14 protein-coding genes are annotated in these 14,935 nt (G+C 60.4%); 8 read left to right on the top strand and 6 right to left on the bottom strand.

The features are described 5' to 3' along the window. Positions 1-156 precede the first annotated feature (156 nt). The 4 genes from ggt to AC22G1_RS05095 all read left to right on the top strand — a co-directional run bounded on the left by ggt (position 157) and on the right by AC22G1_RS05095 (position 3,869). Positions 157-1,932: a gamma-glutamyltransferase gene (gene ggt, locus AC22G1_RS05110; RefSeq protein ID WP_487315807.1), complete on the top strand. Its 1,776-nt coding sequence runs from the start codon at positions 157-159 to the stop codon at positions 1,930-1,932. Positions 1,933-2,073: 141 nt separating this feature from the next. After that, a complete protein-coding gene (locus AC22G1_RS05105; RefSeq protein WP_487315806.1) occupies positions 2,074-2,775 on the top strand; it encodes a DUF3592 domain-containing protein in 702 nt (233 codons plus the stop codon). Between the two features lie 50 nt (positions 2,776-2,825). Further along, a complete protein-coding gene (gene yjjX / locus AC22G1_RS05100; protein WP_050657293.1) occupies positions 2,826-3,365 on the top strand; it encodes an inosine/xanthosine triphosphatase in 540 nt (179 codons plus the stop codon). 24 nt (positions 3,366-3,389) lie between these two features. Further along, the gene (locus AC22G1_RS05095) at positions 3,390-3,869 is read left to right on the top strand and encodes a hypothetical protein (RefSeq protein ID WP_487315805.1); all 480 of its coding nucleotides are present in this window, start codon (positions 3,390-3,392) and stop codon (positions 3,867-3,869) included. 31 nt (positions 3,870-3,900) lie between these two features. Here AC22G1_RS05095 and AC22G1_RS05090 read toward each other — a convergent pair whose 3' ends face one another. The 5 genes from AC22G1_RS05090 to AC22G1_RS05070 all read right to left on the bottom strand — a co-directional run bounded on the left by AC22G1_RS05090 (position 3,901) and on the right by AC22G1_RS05070 (position 8,093). After that, the gene (locus AC22G1_RS05090; RefSeq protein WP_487315804.1) at positions 3,901-4,746 is read right to left on the bottom strand and encodes an alpha/beta hydrolase; all 846 of its coding nucleotides are present in this window, start codon (positions 4,744-4,746) and stop codon (positions 3,901-3,903) included. A 69-nt stretch (positions 4,747-4,815) separates the two neighbouring features. Then, positions 4,816-5,331, bottom strand: coding sequence for a GNAT family N-acetyltransferase (locus AC22G1_RS05085; protein ID WP_487315803.1), 516 nt, complete (start codon positions 5,329-5,331; stop codon positions 4,816-4,818). Positions 5,332-5,342: 11 nt separating this feature from the next. After that, the gene (locus tag AC22G1_RS05080) at positions 5,343-5,888 is read right to left on the bottom strand and encodes a helix-turn-helix domain-containing protein (RefSeq protein ID WP_487315802.1); all 546 of its coding nucleotides are present in this window, start codon (positions 5,886-5,888) and stop codon (positions 5,343-5,345) included. Between the two features lie 96 nt (positions 5,889-5,984). Continuing rightward, on the bottom strand, positions 5,985-6,734 hold the full coding sequence (locus AC22G1_RS05075; protein WP_487315801.1) for an NRDE family protein: 750 nt from the start codon (positions 6,732-6,734) through the stop codon (positions 5,985-5,987). 195 nt (positions 6,735-6,929) lie between these two features. Further along, the gene (locus tag AC22G1_RS05070; protein WP_487315800.1) at positions 6,930-8,093 is read right to left on the bottom strand and encodes an FAD binding domain-containing protein; all 1,164 of its coding nucleotides are present in this window, start codon (positions 8,091-8,093) and stop codon (positions 6,930-6,932) included. A 236-nt stretch (positions 8,094-8,329) separates the two neighbouring features. On the opposite strand from AC22G1_RS05070, the gene AC22G1_RS05065 reads away from it, so the two are divergent. The 3 genes from AC22G1_RS05065 to AC22G1_RS05055 all read left to right on the top strand — a co-directional run bounded on the left by AC22G1_RS05065 (position 8,330) and on the right by AC22G1_RS05055 (position 12,807). Next, positions 8,330-8,989: a DsbA family oxidoreductase gene (locus AC22G1_RS05065; protein ID WP_487315799.1), complete on the top strand. Its 660-nt coding sequence runs from the start codon at positions 8,330-8,332 to the stop codon at positions 8,987-8,989. Positions 8,990-9,122: 133 nt separating this feature from the next. Beyond that, a complete protein-coding gene (locus tag AC22G1_RS05060) occupies positions 9,123-9,995 on the top strand; it encodes an endo alpha-1,4 polygalactosaminidase (RefSeq protein ID WP_487315798.1) in 873 nt (290 codons plus the stop codon). 151 nt (positions 9,996-10,146) lie between these two features. Next, positions 10,147-12,807, top strand: coding sequence for a M16 family metallopeptidase (locus AC22G1_RS05055; protein WP_487315797.1), 2,661 nt, complete (start codon positions 10,147-10,149; stop codon positions 12,805-12,807). Positions 12,808-12,861: 54 nt separating this feature from the next. Here the strand turns inward: AC22G1_RS05055 and AC22G1_RS05050 are convergent, their stop codons facing one another. Further along, positions 12,862-13,791, bottom strand: coding sequence for a LysR family transcriptional regulator (locus tag AC22G1_RS05050; protein WP_487315796.1), 930 nt, complete (start codon positions 13,789-13,791; stop codon positions 12,862-12,864). 89 nt (positions 13,792-13,880) lie between these two features. On the opposite strand from AC22G1_RS05050, the gene AC22G1_RS05045 reads away from it, so the two are divergent. After that, positions 13,881-14,900 carry an NADP-dependent oxidoreductase gene (locus AC22G1_RS05045; protein WP_487315795.1) on the top strand — a complete coding sequence of 340 codons (1,020 nt, stop codon included), beginning with the start codon at positions 13,881-13,883 and terminating at the stop codon, positions 14,898-14,900. Positions 14,901-14,935 lie beyond the last annotated feature (35 nt).

Genomic DNA, 14,935 nt, shown 5'->3' with positions numbered 1-14,935 from the left:
TTTGTGGCCACAGCATGCGCGCCGCGGGGTATAGCCACAAGGTAACAGTCTGTTCTGAACCTTGCCCTTGCAGCTTGGCGTTCACATCAGCGGCTGAGTTCGATATAACAAAAAGGATGACAACAATATTTCAACCACTTGCGGAGCCGAGCCGTTATGCCCCTTGTTAGACGCGCCCTTCTGGCGAGCCCTTTACTGGCCCTTAGCCTGACCCTGCCCTTAACCAGCTTTGCCGCCTCCTTGCCGCCGGTTGAAGCCAAAAACGGCATGGTGGTGTCGTCCCAGCGCTTTGCCTCCGAGGCCGGGGTTGAGATCCTCAAAATGGGCGGCAACGCGGTAGATGCGGCGGTGGCGGTGGGTTATGCCCAAGCGGTGGTCAACCCCTGCTGCGGCAACATCGGCGGCGGCGGCTTTATGACCTTGCACCTTAAAGACGGCACCGACACCTTTATCGACTTTCGCGAGATGGCGCCGGCGGCAGCCAGCGCCACCATGTATCAGGACAAAAACGGTAACCTCATTCCCCACGCCAGCACCCTGGGCTGGGGCTCGGCCGGGGTGCCCGGTACAGTGCGGGGCATGGAAATGGCCCTCACCAAATACGGCTCAGGTAAGCTGACCCGCGCCCAGATCATGGCCCCGGCCATTCGCCTGGCCCGTGACGGTTTTATCCTTACCCGGGGCGACACCGACGTTATCGACACCAGCCTTGGCAAGATGCGCGGCGATAAGCAGGCTAAGGCCATCTTCCTGCGCCCCGACGGCAGCCCGCTGCAACCGGGCGACCGGCTGGTGCAAAAGGCCCTGGCGAACACCCTGGAAGCCATTGCCCAAAAAGGCCCCGACGCCTTTTATAAAGGCAAGATCCCCGAAGCCATCGAAAAGGCCGCCAAGGCCGGCGGCGGCTACCTGACCGCCAAAGACTTTGCCAACTACCAGGCCAAAGAACGTGCCCCGGTGCGCTGCAGCTACCGCGGTTACGACTTTATCTCGGCGCCACCGCCCAGCTCCGGCGGCACCACCATGTGTGAAATCCTCAACATCCTCGAAGGCTACGACCTCAAAGCCATGGGCTATGGCTCGGCAGACGCGGTGCATTACACGGTAGAAGCCATGCGCCACGCCTATGTGGACCGCAACAGCCTGCTGGGGGACCCGGATTTTGTGAGCATTCCCATGGATAAGCTCCTGAGCAAAGACTACGCCGCCCAGATCCGCGCCAAAATCGACCCGGTCAAGGCCACTCCCTCCTCCGAACTGGCCGCCGGAGTGCCGCCCCATGAAAAGCCCCAGACCACCCACTACTCGGTGATAGACAAGGCCGGTAACGCCGTGTCCACCACCTACACCATCAATGGCCGCTTTGGCGGCGGGGTGATGGCGCCGGGCGCCGGGTTCTGGATGAACGACGAGATGGACGATTTCACCTCCAAGGTGGGCGCCACCAATATGTTCGGCCTGGTGCAGGGCAAGGCCAATGCCATCGCCCCCGGCAAGCGGCCGCTGTCCTCCATGGCCCCCAGCATCATCACCAAAGACGGCAAAACCTTTATGGTGGTGGGCTCCCCTGGCGGCTCGCGGATCATCACCATCACCCTCAATACGGTGATGAACGTGATTGATTACGGCATGAATATCCAAGAAGCGGTGAACGCGCCGCGCATCCACCAGCAATGGCTGCCCGATGCGGTGTTCTATGAAACCCGAGGCCTGTCGCCCGACACCCTGAAAATCCTTGAAGGCCGCGGCTACAAGATGATTGTTCAGCCGCCCTGGGGCGCTGCCGAGGCCATTATGGTGGGCCTGCCTGGGGTGAAAAACGCCAAGGACTCCAACGTCAGCGACGCCGCCGTCTCCGGCAAGGTGCGCGAAGGCTTCTACTACGGCGCCAACGATGCTCGCCGCCCACAAGGCGCGGCCGTCGGCTACTGAGCCTTCCATTAAAAAGGCCCGCCAGATGGCGGGCTTTTTTGTGCCTTCAAGGATGAATGTTGGCGTTTACCCGCATTTTACTGCCCGCCCACTGCCAGCGTGTTAAGGTGCCAGCCCTTTTTTGACAGCTAAGGAATGGCCATGCAGATGTCAGGTCCAGGATGCGTTTTTAAAGTCTTTACCCTTATCGGAATCGCGCTGCTGCTGGGGGCCGGCGCCACCCTCTACAGCACGGTGCAGTTTCTCGATAGCGCGGCCACAGCCCAGGGCGAGGTGGTGGAGCTGGAAGCTCACCGCGACAGTGACGGCACCACCTATTTCCCGCAGGTGGTGTTTCGTAGCCTAGACGGCCAAAGCCACCGCTTTACCTCCAGCTCCGGCGCCAACCCGCCCTCTTACCACACCGGCGAGCAGGTTGAGGTGTTATACAGGCCAGAGCGCCCAGGCAAGGCTCGTATCAACGGCTTTTTCTCGCTGTGGGGCGCCAGCCTTATCCTTGCCATCATGGGCCTGTGCTTTAGCGCCATCGGCCTTGGCCGCACGCTTTATACGCTGATTAAAAAGCGCCGCCAGGCATGGCTTAAAGCCAGCGGCCAGCAGGTTGAGGCCACTATCACCTCGGTAGAAAAAGCCGCCTTTAGCTACAACGACACCCAGCCCTTTGTGATCAAAGCCCAGTGGCAAGACCCGGCCAGCAAGCAGGTGTTCGTGTTCCAAAGCGAGTACATCTGGTTTGACCCCCTCGAATACCTGGACCGCGACAACGTTACCGTGCGTATCGCCCCCGGCAACCCGCGCCAGTACTGGATGGACATTAGCTTCTTGCCAGAGCTGGCTAACTGAGGCGCGGCAATTACGGTAAACTGGCCGGGCTTTTGATTGAAGGACCCTCCATGACTCAACCCCTGAAACTGGTGGTCGGCTCCACCAACCCGGTCAAGGTTGCCGCCGCCAAAGCCGCCCTGGCGCCGTTTTTCCCAGGCCAGGCCATTGATTGCGTGGGCCTTAGCGCCCCGTCCGGGGTGCCGGACCAGCCCATGACCGAGGCCGACACCCGCCTTGGCGCCATCAACCGGGTAGCCTGGTGCCAACAGCAAACCGAGGCCGATTATTACTTGGCCATGGAAGGGGGCGTGGATGAGTTTGAAGATGGCCCCGCCACCTTTGCCGTGGTGGTGATCGCCGACAACCGCCGCCGTTCGGTAGGCCGCAGCGCCAACCTGCCTCTGCCACCGGTGCTCTTTGAGGGCCTCAAGCAAGGCGAAGAACTGGGCCCCCTTATCGACAAGCTGTTTGGCACCACCAACATCAAGCAAAAAGGCGGCGCCATTGGGCTGTTGACCCGCGACTTGGCCACCCGCCAAAGCACGTACGAGCTGGCCCTGACCTTAGCCATGGCGCCCTTTTTAAACCCCGAACTTTTTGACCGTTAATTCCCTTCACAACAGGACGTGCTCATGCGTGCATTGATGGTTTTAGGCCTTGGCCTGCTGCTGGCAGGCTGTGGCCAGGAAAACGCCGCAACCGATAACGCCGCCCCCAAAGCGGCCCAGATGCAACCGGCGCCCGGCAGCCCCGAGGCCGCCGAAGCCCTGGTGCAAACCTACTACCAGGCCATTGCCAGCCAAGATTTAAAACTGGCCTTTGGCTTTTGGGAGCACCCGCGCCAGAGCTTTATCAACTTCCAGCAAGACAACGCCAATATCAGCGCCATTGAGGTGAGCTTTACCGGCGAGCCGCAAACCGAAGGCGCCGCCGGCAGCATTTACATCACCCTGCCGGTGAGCCTGGCCATCCACTATAAAGACGGCAGCAACGGCAAGGCCAAAGGCAATGTGGTGCTCAAAAGGGTTAACAACGTGCCCGGCGCCACCGACCAGCAGCTGCACTGGCAACTCTACGACACCGCCATCAGCCGCCCGGCGGTTGACCGCTAACCATAAAAAAACCGGGCGATGCCCGGTTTTTTTAGCTGCCAAGGTCGGCAATAAACTGCTGGTAATCACTCACCGCCCGGTCGGTGGTCATGGGCTTTCCGTGGCCGATGTCCGGCAGCAAGGTGAGAATTTTAACCTTGGCGGCGCTTGCCTCATAAAGGCGCTGGGTCATTGCAGGAGGCGTGGTGGTGTCGTCTTCCCCTTCCAAAAAGAGAATGGGTTGGTGCAGGGTTTTAAGAACGGCCTTGTTGTCCAGCGCCGCCATTTGCGGGGCGACGGTGACCGTCACAAAGGGTTTGTTCCACCAGCTCACCATGTTATCCACCAGGGTCGGTACGCTTTCGATGGCGCCGTCCAGCACGATGCCGTCTACCTGGCGCTCACTGGCAACATAAGGGGCCAGCAAGGTTCCCATGGACAGGCCGTTTACCAGCACCGGCAGCCCTTGGGGCAGGCGCTGGCGGGCTAAGTCAAACACCGCCAGGGCGTCGCCTTTGAGGTTGTCGACACTGAGCTCACCACCTTGGCTGCTGGCGCCACTGCCGCGATAGTCAAACCAGACCAGGTTTACCGGCACTTTGGCAAAGTGGGCCAAGATCCCTTTGGCTTTGTTAATCGTCATGCCGTTGCCGGCATAGAACACCACATTGGCCTTGGCGCCTTTGACGGTCATCTCGATACCGGCAAGCTTGGCGCCATCGGGGGTGCCAAGGTTAAGCGGCGCGATAACCGCGCCGGCCACTGTATCGGCCGGTACCGCAAGGGCGATGGGGGTTTTGTCCTGGTAGACCATGCTGCGGGGGGTCACCTTGACGGCGCAGCCGCCGAGGGCCAGGGCGCCAAGCAGGGTGGCTGCCAAAAAGCGGTTAGAGATCAATGTGCTGTCCTTTCCTTGAACAAAAGAACATCTTTACCACTGCCCCCTATGGCTGCCAAGGTTTGTTTGTTAGATGCCTTTGTACATCAGGGTGGTGGCGTCCAGGCGGCTGCCGTCAACGCTGAGGGCAAAGCCAGGAATACACCCGGCCACCTGGTAGCCCATGGCAAGATAAAGCGGCTCGGCCTTGTCACCGGTGCGGGTGTCGAGGGTAAGGAGGGTCAGTTGCCACTGGCGGGCCTTTTCTTCCAACGCCGCCAGCAATTGCCGGGCCAGCCCCTGGCGGCGATAGCGAGGGCTGACCATCAGCTTGGCCACTTCTCCCCGGTGCCGTTGGTTGGCGGGGGTTTGGGCGTCCAGTTGCACCGTGGCCACCACCTCTCCTGCCACCTCAACAACCCACAGCGAAAAGCGCGGCTGGCCAAGTTTACCGGCCATCTTGTGCTGCCAATACTGGCTGGCGTCTTGCGCGCTAAAAGGGGCGATAAAGCCGATGGAGGCGCCGTCTGCCACGCAATCTTGCAGCAATGTAGCGAGCCCCGGCGCCAGGCGCGCAAAGTGCGAGGCTTGTACTTCAGCGATCATCCCGGTTCTCCTTAAAGCAGCACCAGCAGGTAATGGGCATCGTCATTGCCAGGCACATGAAAGCTGCTGGCGCCAAAGGTCTTGTAGCGCAGGCAATCCCCCGCCTGTAGCTGATAGGCGGTGTCGTCGATACAAAGCGCCAGTTGGCCCTGTTGCAGCACCAGGTGGTGCTCAAGGCCGGGACGGCTGGGCTGCTCGTAATGAATGCGGGCCCCGGCGCGCAAGGTGCAGGCCAGCACTTCGCAGCCCAGATGCGGGTCGGGCGGCGACACGCTTTGGCGGGTAAAACCCAGGGACTCATCGCGCCACACCACTTGCTGCTCACGCCGCACCAGCGCCTGGGTTTGCCCGGCTTCTACCAGCATCATCAGCTGGGTGAGGGTGAGGTGATAAACGGCGCAAAGCTTGGCCAGTACCGCCGTGGTGGGGCTGACCTCGGCTTTTTCCATCCGCGATAAGGTGGCGCGGCTGATGCCGCTGTGGCCTGCCAGTTGGTCTAAAGTCCAGCCCTGTTGTTGGCGAAGGGCGCGCAGGCGCTCGGCGAGTTGTTGTTCCATGTCCACCTCAAATAATCACATATGGGAATTTATGATCACATTTGAGAACCCGCAAGCAAAAAAAGGCCGGCGACAAGCACCGGCTTCACAGGAAAATTAGCCCAACACGGGCCGGTAGCCTTGGCCACCGTTAAAGAGCCACTGGGCCTTTTTGTGACGGTCGCCAGGGATGGCGATGAGGGACGATGAAACGGTTTCAAAGCCGATGTTGCTGCTGATTTGCATGGCATCGGGGCGAATATCAAAGCGCTCGGCGTTCGGGGGCCGCTCGCCGGTAAAGGCCAGCAGCTCACTCCAGGCCCGCCAGTCGCCAAAGCTTGGGTCTGGCACCTCGGCGGCTTTAAAGCGCGGCAGGTTTACCGCCATGCGCGGACTTTGCCGGGTGTCGTTAAGGTCGTGGGCGGTGAGCATAGATAGCCCCTCTGGCACCGCTTGCACCAACATGCAGCCCTCGCCCTTATTGGCCACCCAGAAGGCGTGGCGGGCATCGGCCAGCAGCATGTTAAAGGGCCGGTATTGGCGCGCATCGAGCCCGGAAATCGCCTCGGCCGCGCTTGTGGCGTCACGGTGAGCCAGCGCCAGCAGCGGCAGCTCACCACGGGAGAGTTTGCCCTCTTGTGGGCCCAAGGTGCCGGCACGGTTGAGGATAGTGGCCACCAGGCCGCAATCATTAAGGCCCTGCCAGGTGCCACCGGCAGTGAGATCCTGCCCGGCAACCACCTGGGGCTGCTCAGCCCAATAGCGCCCGGGCTCTCGCCAGGGGCGGCTGTTCATTTCGTCTCTGTTGCCTGCGATAAGCAACGGCCATGCATGGCCCGGACGTCGGAGTATGACAACGGTACACATGGCGCCATAAGAAACCCTGGCCGAGGTGGAGTCAACCAACCGAGCTGCAAATCACTGTTACCGCAAAGGCGATACCTCAAATGCCCCTAAGGCAAAGGGGCATTTTCCTTTATAAATAAAGGGTTGGAGGCTAAAACCCGGGGCACCTTGGCCCCGGAGCGGGCATTTGAGACAGTGCGTCACATTCAGGCAAGATCAGCCGTAACGGCGGGCCGGGCGGTTGAACATCAAGGGATCGCCCAAGTCGATGCCGTAGTTCATCACCGATTTGCCCAAAGACACCTGCCCCGGTTGCCAGCGGGCCAGAGCCAGGTCGATATCCCCCGGGTAGCTCTCTAGCGCATCGGCAAGGGCCAGGGCGTTGGCGGCAGCTTTACCGCTGCCGTAGCCGGTATGAGGGCGGGGAATGGCGGCGGCGTCGCCCAGCAGTACCACCCGGCCCGAGACCGTGGAGTCGACCGCGAGGTCGCGAATGGCCTGGGCAAAGGGCTCGGGGGTGGCCTTAATCACATCCACAAAGGCTTGCGGCAACATGGCCTCGGCCTCGGCGTGAATATGGGGCAACCATTTGGGGGCAAGCTTGCCTTCGGGGATAAAGTAGCCCCGCTGGCGGCCGTCCACGTCGGTCATGATATCGGCCAGCAGCGCCTCGTCAGCCAGCCGGTACCAAACCCAGTTGTACAGGCGGTGGCCTTCACGCAAGTCGTTTTTAAGCCCTGGCACCAGGTAACCCAGGGCATGGGAGCCGGTGTTGTTGGCAAAGGCAAAGTCGCCATGGAGCATCTTTTTGGCAAGGGGCGACATGGCGGTTTCGGGGATAAGGCCCCGCCAGACAAAATACCCGGCGTAGTGCACCTCGGCCTCGGGCCACAGCAGGCGCCGCACCATGGAGTTGCCGCCGTCGGCGCCGATCAGTAAATCAGCGCTGTCGCTGCTGCCGTCCTCAAAAAAGGCGGTCACCCCATCTGGCTGCTGCTCGATGCGGCTCAGACTTTTGCCTTGATGGTAACGCTCAGCCCCCAGCCACTGGCGCAAGGTGCTGTAGACCAGGGCCCAGGAGGTTTGGGTTTGGGGCGCGTAATACTTGCTGGCCAGCTGGCCGTCGGGATTGATCACCAGGCGGTTCTCGGAGCGAACCCCCAGTTGGTCACGGTCGATGCCGGTGCCCAGGCGCTGGAACACTTCCACCACTTCGGGCTGCAGAACCAAGCCGCCGCCCCGGCTGTCGAGCTGGTGGGCGGAGCGCTCGTATACGTCCACTTCCCAGCCAAGCTGGCGCAGCAGGTTGGCACTAAAGAGCCCACCCAGGGAGCCGCCCACAACGATAGCGCGGGGGCTTTTTACAACGGGACTGTTCATGGCTGTCTCCTGACCTTGAGGTTGGTTCACACTGTATGACCACCCCAAAGCGGGATCATCGCCCTGGCCCGCGCTGCTGCATTGCACTTTTCGCAACGCCCACAAATCTCTGCTTCCCCAAGCGCCTATACCCGGCCGGCTATTGCGCCAGGCGCAACGCAGCTACCGGGAAACACAGCATTCACAACGGGGCAAGCCCGGCTCACCATGGCGCCATCAACGATTGGAGGTTTGCCATGAAAGTAACAGTGAAAGTGACCTCAGACTTTATCTGCCCCTGGTGCCTTATCGGCGAACGCCGCCTGGCCAAAGCCATTGCAAGCCTGCCGGCCGGCAGCGAGGTGGACATTGTCTGGCAGCCGTTTGAGCTGAACCCGGCCATGCCCGAAGCCGGCCTTGACCGGCGCAGCTACCGCGCCAACAAGTTCGGCAGCTGGCAATACAGCCAGATGCTCGACCAGGGCACCGTCAAAGCCGCCGAACATGACGATGTCGCGTTCGATTACGACGCCATCGACAAAACCCCTAACACCTTCAAGGCCCACCGGCTGATGTGGCTGGCAGACCAGCACGGCCTGGCCCAGCCCATGGCAGACGCCATCTTTGCCGGTTACTTTGAGCAAGGTTTGGATATCGGCGACAGCGCGGTGCTGGCAGAGCTTGGCGAAAAAGTGGGGCTGGACCGCGCCGAGGTGCTGGTGTTTTTAGCCAGCAACCAGGGTAAAGGGGAAGTCAGGGCCTTTGAGGATGCGGTGACCGATGCCGGTGTCAGCGGTGTGCCGCTCTTTGAGATTGGCGAGCAGCTCATCAGCGGCGCCCAGTCTCAGGCGACCCTGACCGCCGCCTTGCAAGCGGCCATGGCCAACTGCCAGGACGGCTTTTGTACCCAGGGCTGAGCCCTCTGTGGCCGGTGCGCCGGCCACAGACCGCTTGTTATCTGAAAATTCAGGTTTTATCCGCAGCGGGTACTGGCGTTATAACGGCCCTGCATTATGATCCGTGGCAGTGGCTTATTACCGGCAGTACCCCATGCGCTTATCCCTTGTCCCCCTGCTTTTGTGTTCGTTATTGCTCTGTGCCTGCGGAGGCGGCGGCGGGGAAAGCACCGCCAGCACGCCACAAACCCCAACGACACCCACGCCAGATCCGCAAACCCCGGCGCCGGTCACCGGCGACTGGTATCAGCCCCAGGTGGGAGACGACTGGCAAATCCAGCTAACCGGCACCGTTAACACCAGCTATGACGTGGCCCTGTACGACATCGACCTGTTTGATTCCTCCACCGCCCTTATCCAGCAGCTCCATCAGCAAGGGGCGCGGGTCATTTGCTATTTCTCTGCCGGCACCTTTGAAGACTGGCGCGAAGACGCCTCCCAGTTCGCCGCCGACGATTACGGCTACGAGGTAGACGGCTGGCCCGGGGAATACTGGCTGGACATTACCTCCAGCACGGTACAGGCGGTAATGCAGGCGCGGCTTGAGCTGGCCCAAACCAAGGGCTGCGACGGGGTAGACCCAGACAACGTAGACGGCTACCAGCACAGCACCGGCTTTAACCTCGGTTACAACGACCAGCTGCAATACAACCGCTGGCTGGCCAACAGCGCCCACGAACTGGGGCTGAGCGTGGGCCTGAAAAATGACCTCAACCAAGTAACAGACTTGGTGGATTACATGGATTTCGCCATCAACGAGCAGTGTTTCAACTATGGCGAATGCGACTACCTCACCCCCTTCGTTAACGCCAACAAACCGGTGTTCAACATCGAGTACAACAGCCAGTACGTAAGCGATGCCAGCGCCAGGAGCGAGCTGTGCCAGGAGGCGGCCAGCGCCGGCCTTAGCACCCTGGTGCTGCCCAAAAAGCTCAACGGTAATTTCCGCTACAGCTGCCAAGACTGACCAAGCCGCCCACCGGGCGGCTTTTTTGCACCGACACATCCCCTTACAGTTTGCAAAATAATTGAAACATGCCAGAGCCGCCTGGCTGTTGTCCCATCCCTGAGGTCGCCCTCTTTTTCTCTTTGGCTTTCCCCAGAAGAAGGATGGATTGATGAGCAAGCACTTACCCCTGGCCATGGCACTGGCCCTTCTCGCCCCCCTTAGCCACGCCCAAAGTGCCCCGGCGCCGCAAGTCACCCGCGCCACCCTCGCCAACGGCCTGAAAGTGGTAATAGTGGAAGACAAACTGGCGCCGGTGGTGACCACCCAGGTCAATTATCTGGCTGGCGGCAATGAAGTGCCGGCGGGCTTTCCCGGCACCGCCCACGCCGTTGAGCACATGATGTTTCGCGGCAGCCCGGGCCTTAATAAAGACCAAATCTCAGCCCTGGCGGCCAATATGGGCGGCCACTTCAACGCCGAAACCCGTGAAGACTCCACCCGCTATTACTTCACCGTGCCCAAAGGGGATTTAGACGTGGCGCTTCGCATCCACGCCATCCGCATGGCCGGGGTGGACATGAAAGCCTCGGAGTGGAAGAACGAGCGCGGCGCCATCGAGCAGGAAGTGTCGCGCGACCTCTCAAGCCCGGTGTTTAAAGCCCTGACCGGTATTCGCCAATCGCTCTTTGCCGGCACCCCCTACCAGCACACGCCCCTTGGCACCCGCGACAGCTTTGACAAAACCACCGCTGGCGACCTCAAGCACTTTCACGACACCTGGTATGTGCCCAATAACGCGGTGCTGGTGATTGCCGGGGATGTGGACCCTACCCAGACCCTGGCCGAGGTGAAAAAGCTGTTTGGCCCCATTCCCGGCCACGCCTTGCCAACGAAACCCGGCTTTGCCTTTGCGCCGGTCAAGGCCCGCCATATTGCCTTGGATACTGACACCCCCTACGGCTACCAAATTCGCGCCTTTCGCCTGCCGGGCCTTCAAGACAAAGACTACGCCACCGCCCTGGTGCTAAGTGATGCTTTGGGCTCCCAGCGCGCCGCCCTTTACGGCATGGGCATGGACGGCACCGCCCTTGCCGGCGGCTTTAGCGCCGACTTTCTGCCCCACGGCGGCATCGGCTATGCCATTGGTATCTTCCCCAAAGGCGGCAATAGCCAGAACATCGACGCCCACATGGGCGACATCCTGGCCACAGCTGCCAGCAAAGGTATCGACCCGGCCCTGGTGAGCGCTGCCAAACAAAGCGCCATCGCCAGCCTCGAATTTGCCAAAAACTCGGTAGACGGCCTTGCCAACAGCTGGTCTGACGCCCTGGTGCAGCAAGGGCTACAATCCCCCCAAGACATCGCCCGCGCCATCGAAGCGGTAACCCCGGCCGAGGTTAATGCCCTGGCCAAACGCACCTTTAAGGCAGACCAAACCGTTACCGCCACCCTGACCCCGCAAAGCTCCGGCAAACCGGTGGCCAGCAAAGGCTTTGGCGGCGCCGAGAGCTTTAACAGCACCCCCGACAGCGCCGTTACCCTGCCCAAATGGGCACAAGAACGCTTTGCCACCTTGCACATTCCCAAGTCCAACCTGCACCCGGTGGACTTCACCCTGGCCAACGGGTTGCGCGTCATAGTGCAGCCCGAAACCGTCAGCGACACCGTAGTGGTGAGCGGCGCCATCCGCACCAATGAAGACTTGCAAGCCAAGAGCGGCCAGGAAGGGGTGGCCGATGTGCTGGACAGCCTCTTTAACTTCGGCACCCAGCGCCTTGGCCGCCTGCAATACCAACAAGCCCTGGACGCCATCTCCGCCCGCGCCTCGGCCGGCAGTCGCTTTGGGCTATCGCTACCCGCCGCGCACTTTGCCGAGGGCATGAAGCTATTGGCTGAAAACGAGCTTAGCCCTGCCCTGCCCGAACAGGCCTTTGCCATAGTGCAGCGCCAGGAGGCAGGCAGCGTTGCCGGCGCCTTGCAGTCGCCCGATTTTCTCAGCAGCCAGCAACTGGGCGAGGCCCTTTATCCCAAGCACGACCCGAGCCTGCGCCACGCCACACCAAAATCGGTGATGGGGCTGCACTACAGCGATGTGAAGGATTACTACGCCTCCACCTTCCGCCCCGACATGACCACCCTGGTGATCGTGGGTAACGTCACCCCAGAAGAAGCCAAGGCGGTAGTGAGCAAGTACTTCGGTGCCTGGCAGGCCAAGGGCACCAAGCCCAAGGTGGACTACCCGGCAGTGCCGCTCAACAAGGCCAGCCAGTTCACCACCCCAGACAGCGCCGCCGTGCAAGACAGCGTGCAACTGGTGCAAAACGTGGCGGTAACCGAAGACAACCCGGCCCGCTTAGCCCTGAATCTGGGGAACGAAGTGCTGGGCGGCGGCTTTTACGCCTCGCGCTTTGTCAAAGATTTGCGGGAGAAAAACGGCCTGGTGTACACCGTGGCCTCGGGCTTTGATTTAGATAAAAACCGGGGCAGCTACAGCGTGCAATACGGCAGCGACCCAGACAAAGCCCTACAAGCTCGCGCCCTGGTGATAAAAGACCTTAAAGCCATGCAACGCGCGCCGGTCAGCGAAGGGGAGCTCAAACAAGCCAAGGGCATCTTGCTGCGCCAAATTCCTTTGGGCGAAGCCAGCTTTGGCAGCATCGCCGGCCAGTTACTGAGCCTCTCAATGCAGGGTAAACCCCTTGACGCCACCGAAGCCGCCGCCAAGGCCTACTACCAGCTGAGCGCCAAAGACGTGCAAGCAGCCTACGCCAAGTACCTGCACCCGGACGACTTCGTCACCGCCATCAAAGGCCCGGCCCCCAAGGCCTGAGCCTTGACCACAAAAAAGCCGCCTCAAGGGCGGCTTTCTTTATTCCAGTAACGATTAGCTGCCGCTTTTAACCGGCGGTTCTTTATCAAACAAGGTTGGCAGAAAATCCAAGAAAGCACGCACTGCGGGGTTGGCACGGCGGCTTTGGGGCCAAACAGCGGTGATAACACGGTTTTCCACCATAAAGGGGGCCAATACTGGTACCAAGGCCCCCTGGTTGATATAGGGCTGGGCAAGCAGTTGTGAGGTCAAGCCTATGCCTGCGCCCGCTAACAACGCGGCGAGCAAGGCATCACTGGAATCAACAATGATCTGTGCTTGCGGGTGCCACTCCACCGTTTTACCGCCAAGCCGGAAGGGCCAGCGCAGCATCTGCCCTGAGCTTTGAAAACGCAGATTAATCAGATCATGTTCCGGCAATTGGTCAGGGTGGCTTGGCGTGCCGCGCTCAGCCAGATAGGCAGGTGTGGCATAGCAACACAGTCGCTGTTTAGCCATACGGCGAGATAGCAGCCTGGAATCGGCCAAATCGCCTATCCGCAGAGCCACATCAATGCCGTGTTCAACCATATCCACAAACTGGTCATTTAACCGCAAGTCCAGAGTGACCCCCGGGTAGCGCTTGCGAAAAACCGGTAAGGCCGGTGCCAGCAGGTGGATCCCCAGCGGCATCGGCGCCGCAATGCGCAACACGCCGGAAGGTTCCGCTCGCAGGGTGCTGGCAGCCTGTTCAATATCCTCGGCCGCGGACAACAAACGCAGCGCCCGCTGATGCAACTCTTGCCCTTCAGGGGTTAACACCAAAGAGCGGGTGGTACGGGTAAAAAGTGCCACACCGAGCTGCTTTTCCAGCCGCTGCACGCTTTTACTTACCGCCGATGGCGTCACCGACAGTGAACGAGCCGCCGCAGAATAGCTGCCCAAAGCCCCCGCTTTGGCAAAGGCGATAAGCCCGGTCAAACGCTCAAGAGCAATATGTTCCATAGGGGCACAATTAAGATGAGTTTACAGACAATTATAAACTTACGTCACAAGCGGTAGCCTGTCATTCCCTGACGATCGATGAGGATACCGTGATGAGCAACATGATGAAGGCGATTCGCCAGCACCGCTTCGGCGGCCCCCAAGTCTTAACTTACGAACAGGCTCCCTTGCCCACACTGCAACAAGGCGAGGTGCTTGTTCGCGTTCATGCCGCCGGGGTAAACCCACCAGACTGGTACCTCAGAGAGGGTTTTAAGGACCTGCCGCCACAATGGCAGCCAACAGTGCAATTTCCGCTGATCTTGGGTAGCGATGTCTCAGGGGTGATAGAAGCGGTGGCCAGCGATGTGCAGGGCCTTGCCAGCGGTGACGAGGTGTATGCCATGGTCCGGTTTCCGGAAGGGATGCTGGGCGAAAGCTGCGGCTATGCCGATTATGTGACGATCCCCGCCGACCAGGTGGCCTTAAAACCGGCCCGGCTTAGCCACATTGAAGCGGCCGCAGCCCCAATGTCATTGCTCACAACCTGGCAATTTTTGATTGAGCTGGGCCATAACGAAACCAACCCCTTTCAAAGCCACCCTCATGTGCCTTTACCGCTAAAAGGGAAGCGGGTGCTGGTTAACGGTGCTGCCGGTGGCGTTGGCCACTTCGCGGTGCAACTGGCTAAATGGCAAGGCGCCCATGTCATCGCCGTTGCTTCCGCTCGGCACCAGGCACTGCTCAATACCCTCGGTGCTGATGAAGTCATTGATTACACCCAGACCAACGCAGCGGAGCAGGTCAGCGACGTGGATTTGGTAATGGACACCGTTGGAGGCCAGCAAGCCGAGGGATTTTTGCAATGCATCACACCCGGTGGCGCATTATTTCTGGCCTACCCCCTTGGCTTTAACGCCTACGAGAAAGCCCAAGCGCGCCACATTAGCGTATCCGCCACCCAGGTGCGCTCGCACGGCGGCCAGCTGCGCACTCTGGCCCAGCTACTGAATGACGGCACCATCAAAACGGTTATCGACTCTGTTTACCCATTGGCCGACGCCGCTTCGGCCCATGAGCGCGCTGCCAAGGGCCATATTCAAGGGAAAATCGTCTTGCGCGTCGATTAAAAGCACGACTTGATGCTGTATTTAGCCGCCACAAA

The organism is Gallaecimonas zhanjiangensis, from assembly GCF_057624825.1.
This window is presented reverse-complemented; position numbering and strand designations above follow the sequence as displayed.

What these genes read in the sequence shown, in the direction of transcription:
- ggt (WP_487315807.1), top strand. Translation starts at nt 157, where the DNA reads ATGCCCCTTGTTAGACGCGCCCTTCTGGCGAGCCCTTTACTGGCCCTT.
- AC22G1_RS05105 (WP_487315806.1), top strand. Translation starts at nt 2,074, where the DNA reads ATGCAGATGTCAGGTCCAGGATGCGTTTTTAAAGTCTTTACCCTTATC.
- yjjX (WP_050657293.1), top strand. Translation starts at nt 2,826, where the DNA reads ATGACTCAACCCCTGAAACTGGTGGTCGGCTCCACCAACCCGGTCAAG.
- AC22G1_RS05095 (WP_487315805.1), top strand. Translation starts at nt 3,390, where the DNA reads ATGCGTGCATTGATGGTTTTAGGCCTTGGCCTGCTGCTGGCAGGCTGT.
- AC22G1_RS05085 (WP_487315803.1), bottom strand. Translation starts at nt 5,331, where the DNA reads ATGATCGCTGAAGTACAAGCCTCGCACTTTGCGCGCCTGGCGCCGGGG.
- AC22G1_RS05080 (WP_487315802.1), bottom strand. Translation starts at nt 5,888, where the DNA reads ATGGAACAACAACTCGCCGAGCGCCTGCGCGCCCTTCGCCAACAACAG.
- AC22G1_RS05075 (WP_487315801.1), bottom strand. Translation starts at nt 6,734, where the DNA reads ATGTGTACCGTTGTCATACTCCGACGTCCGGGCCATGCATGGCCGTTG.
- AC22G1_RS05070 (WP_487315800.1), bottom strand. Translation starts at nt 8,093, where the DNA reads ATGAACAGTCCCGTTGTAAAAAGCCCCCGCGCTATCGTTGTGGGCGGC.
- AC22G1_RS05065 (WP_487315799.1), top strand. Translation starts at nt 8,330, where the DNA reads ATGAAAGTAACAGTGAAAGTGACCTCAGACTTTATCTGCCCCTGGTGC.
- AC22G1_RS05060 (WP_487315798.1), top strand. Translation starts at nt 9,123, where the DNA reads ATGCGCTTATCCCTTGTCCCCCTGCTTTTGTGTTCGTTATTGCTCTGT.
- AC22G1_RS05055 (WP_487315797.1), top strand. Translation starts at nt 10,147, where the DNA reads ATGAGCAAGCACTTACCCCTGGCCATGGCACTGGCCCTTCTCGCCCCC.
- AC22G1_RS05050 (WP_487315796.1), bottom strand. Translation starts at nt 13,791, where the DNA reads ATGGAACATATTGCTCTTGAGCGTTTGACCGGGCTTATCGCCTTTGCC.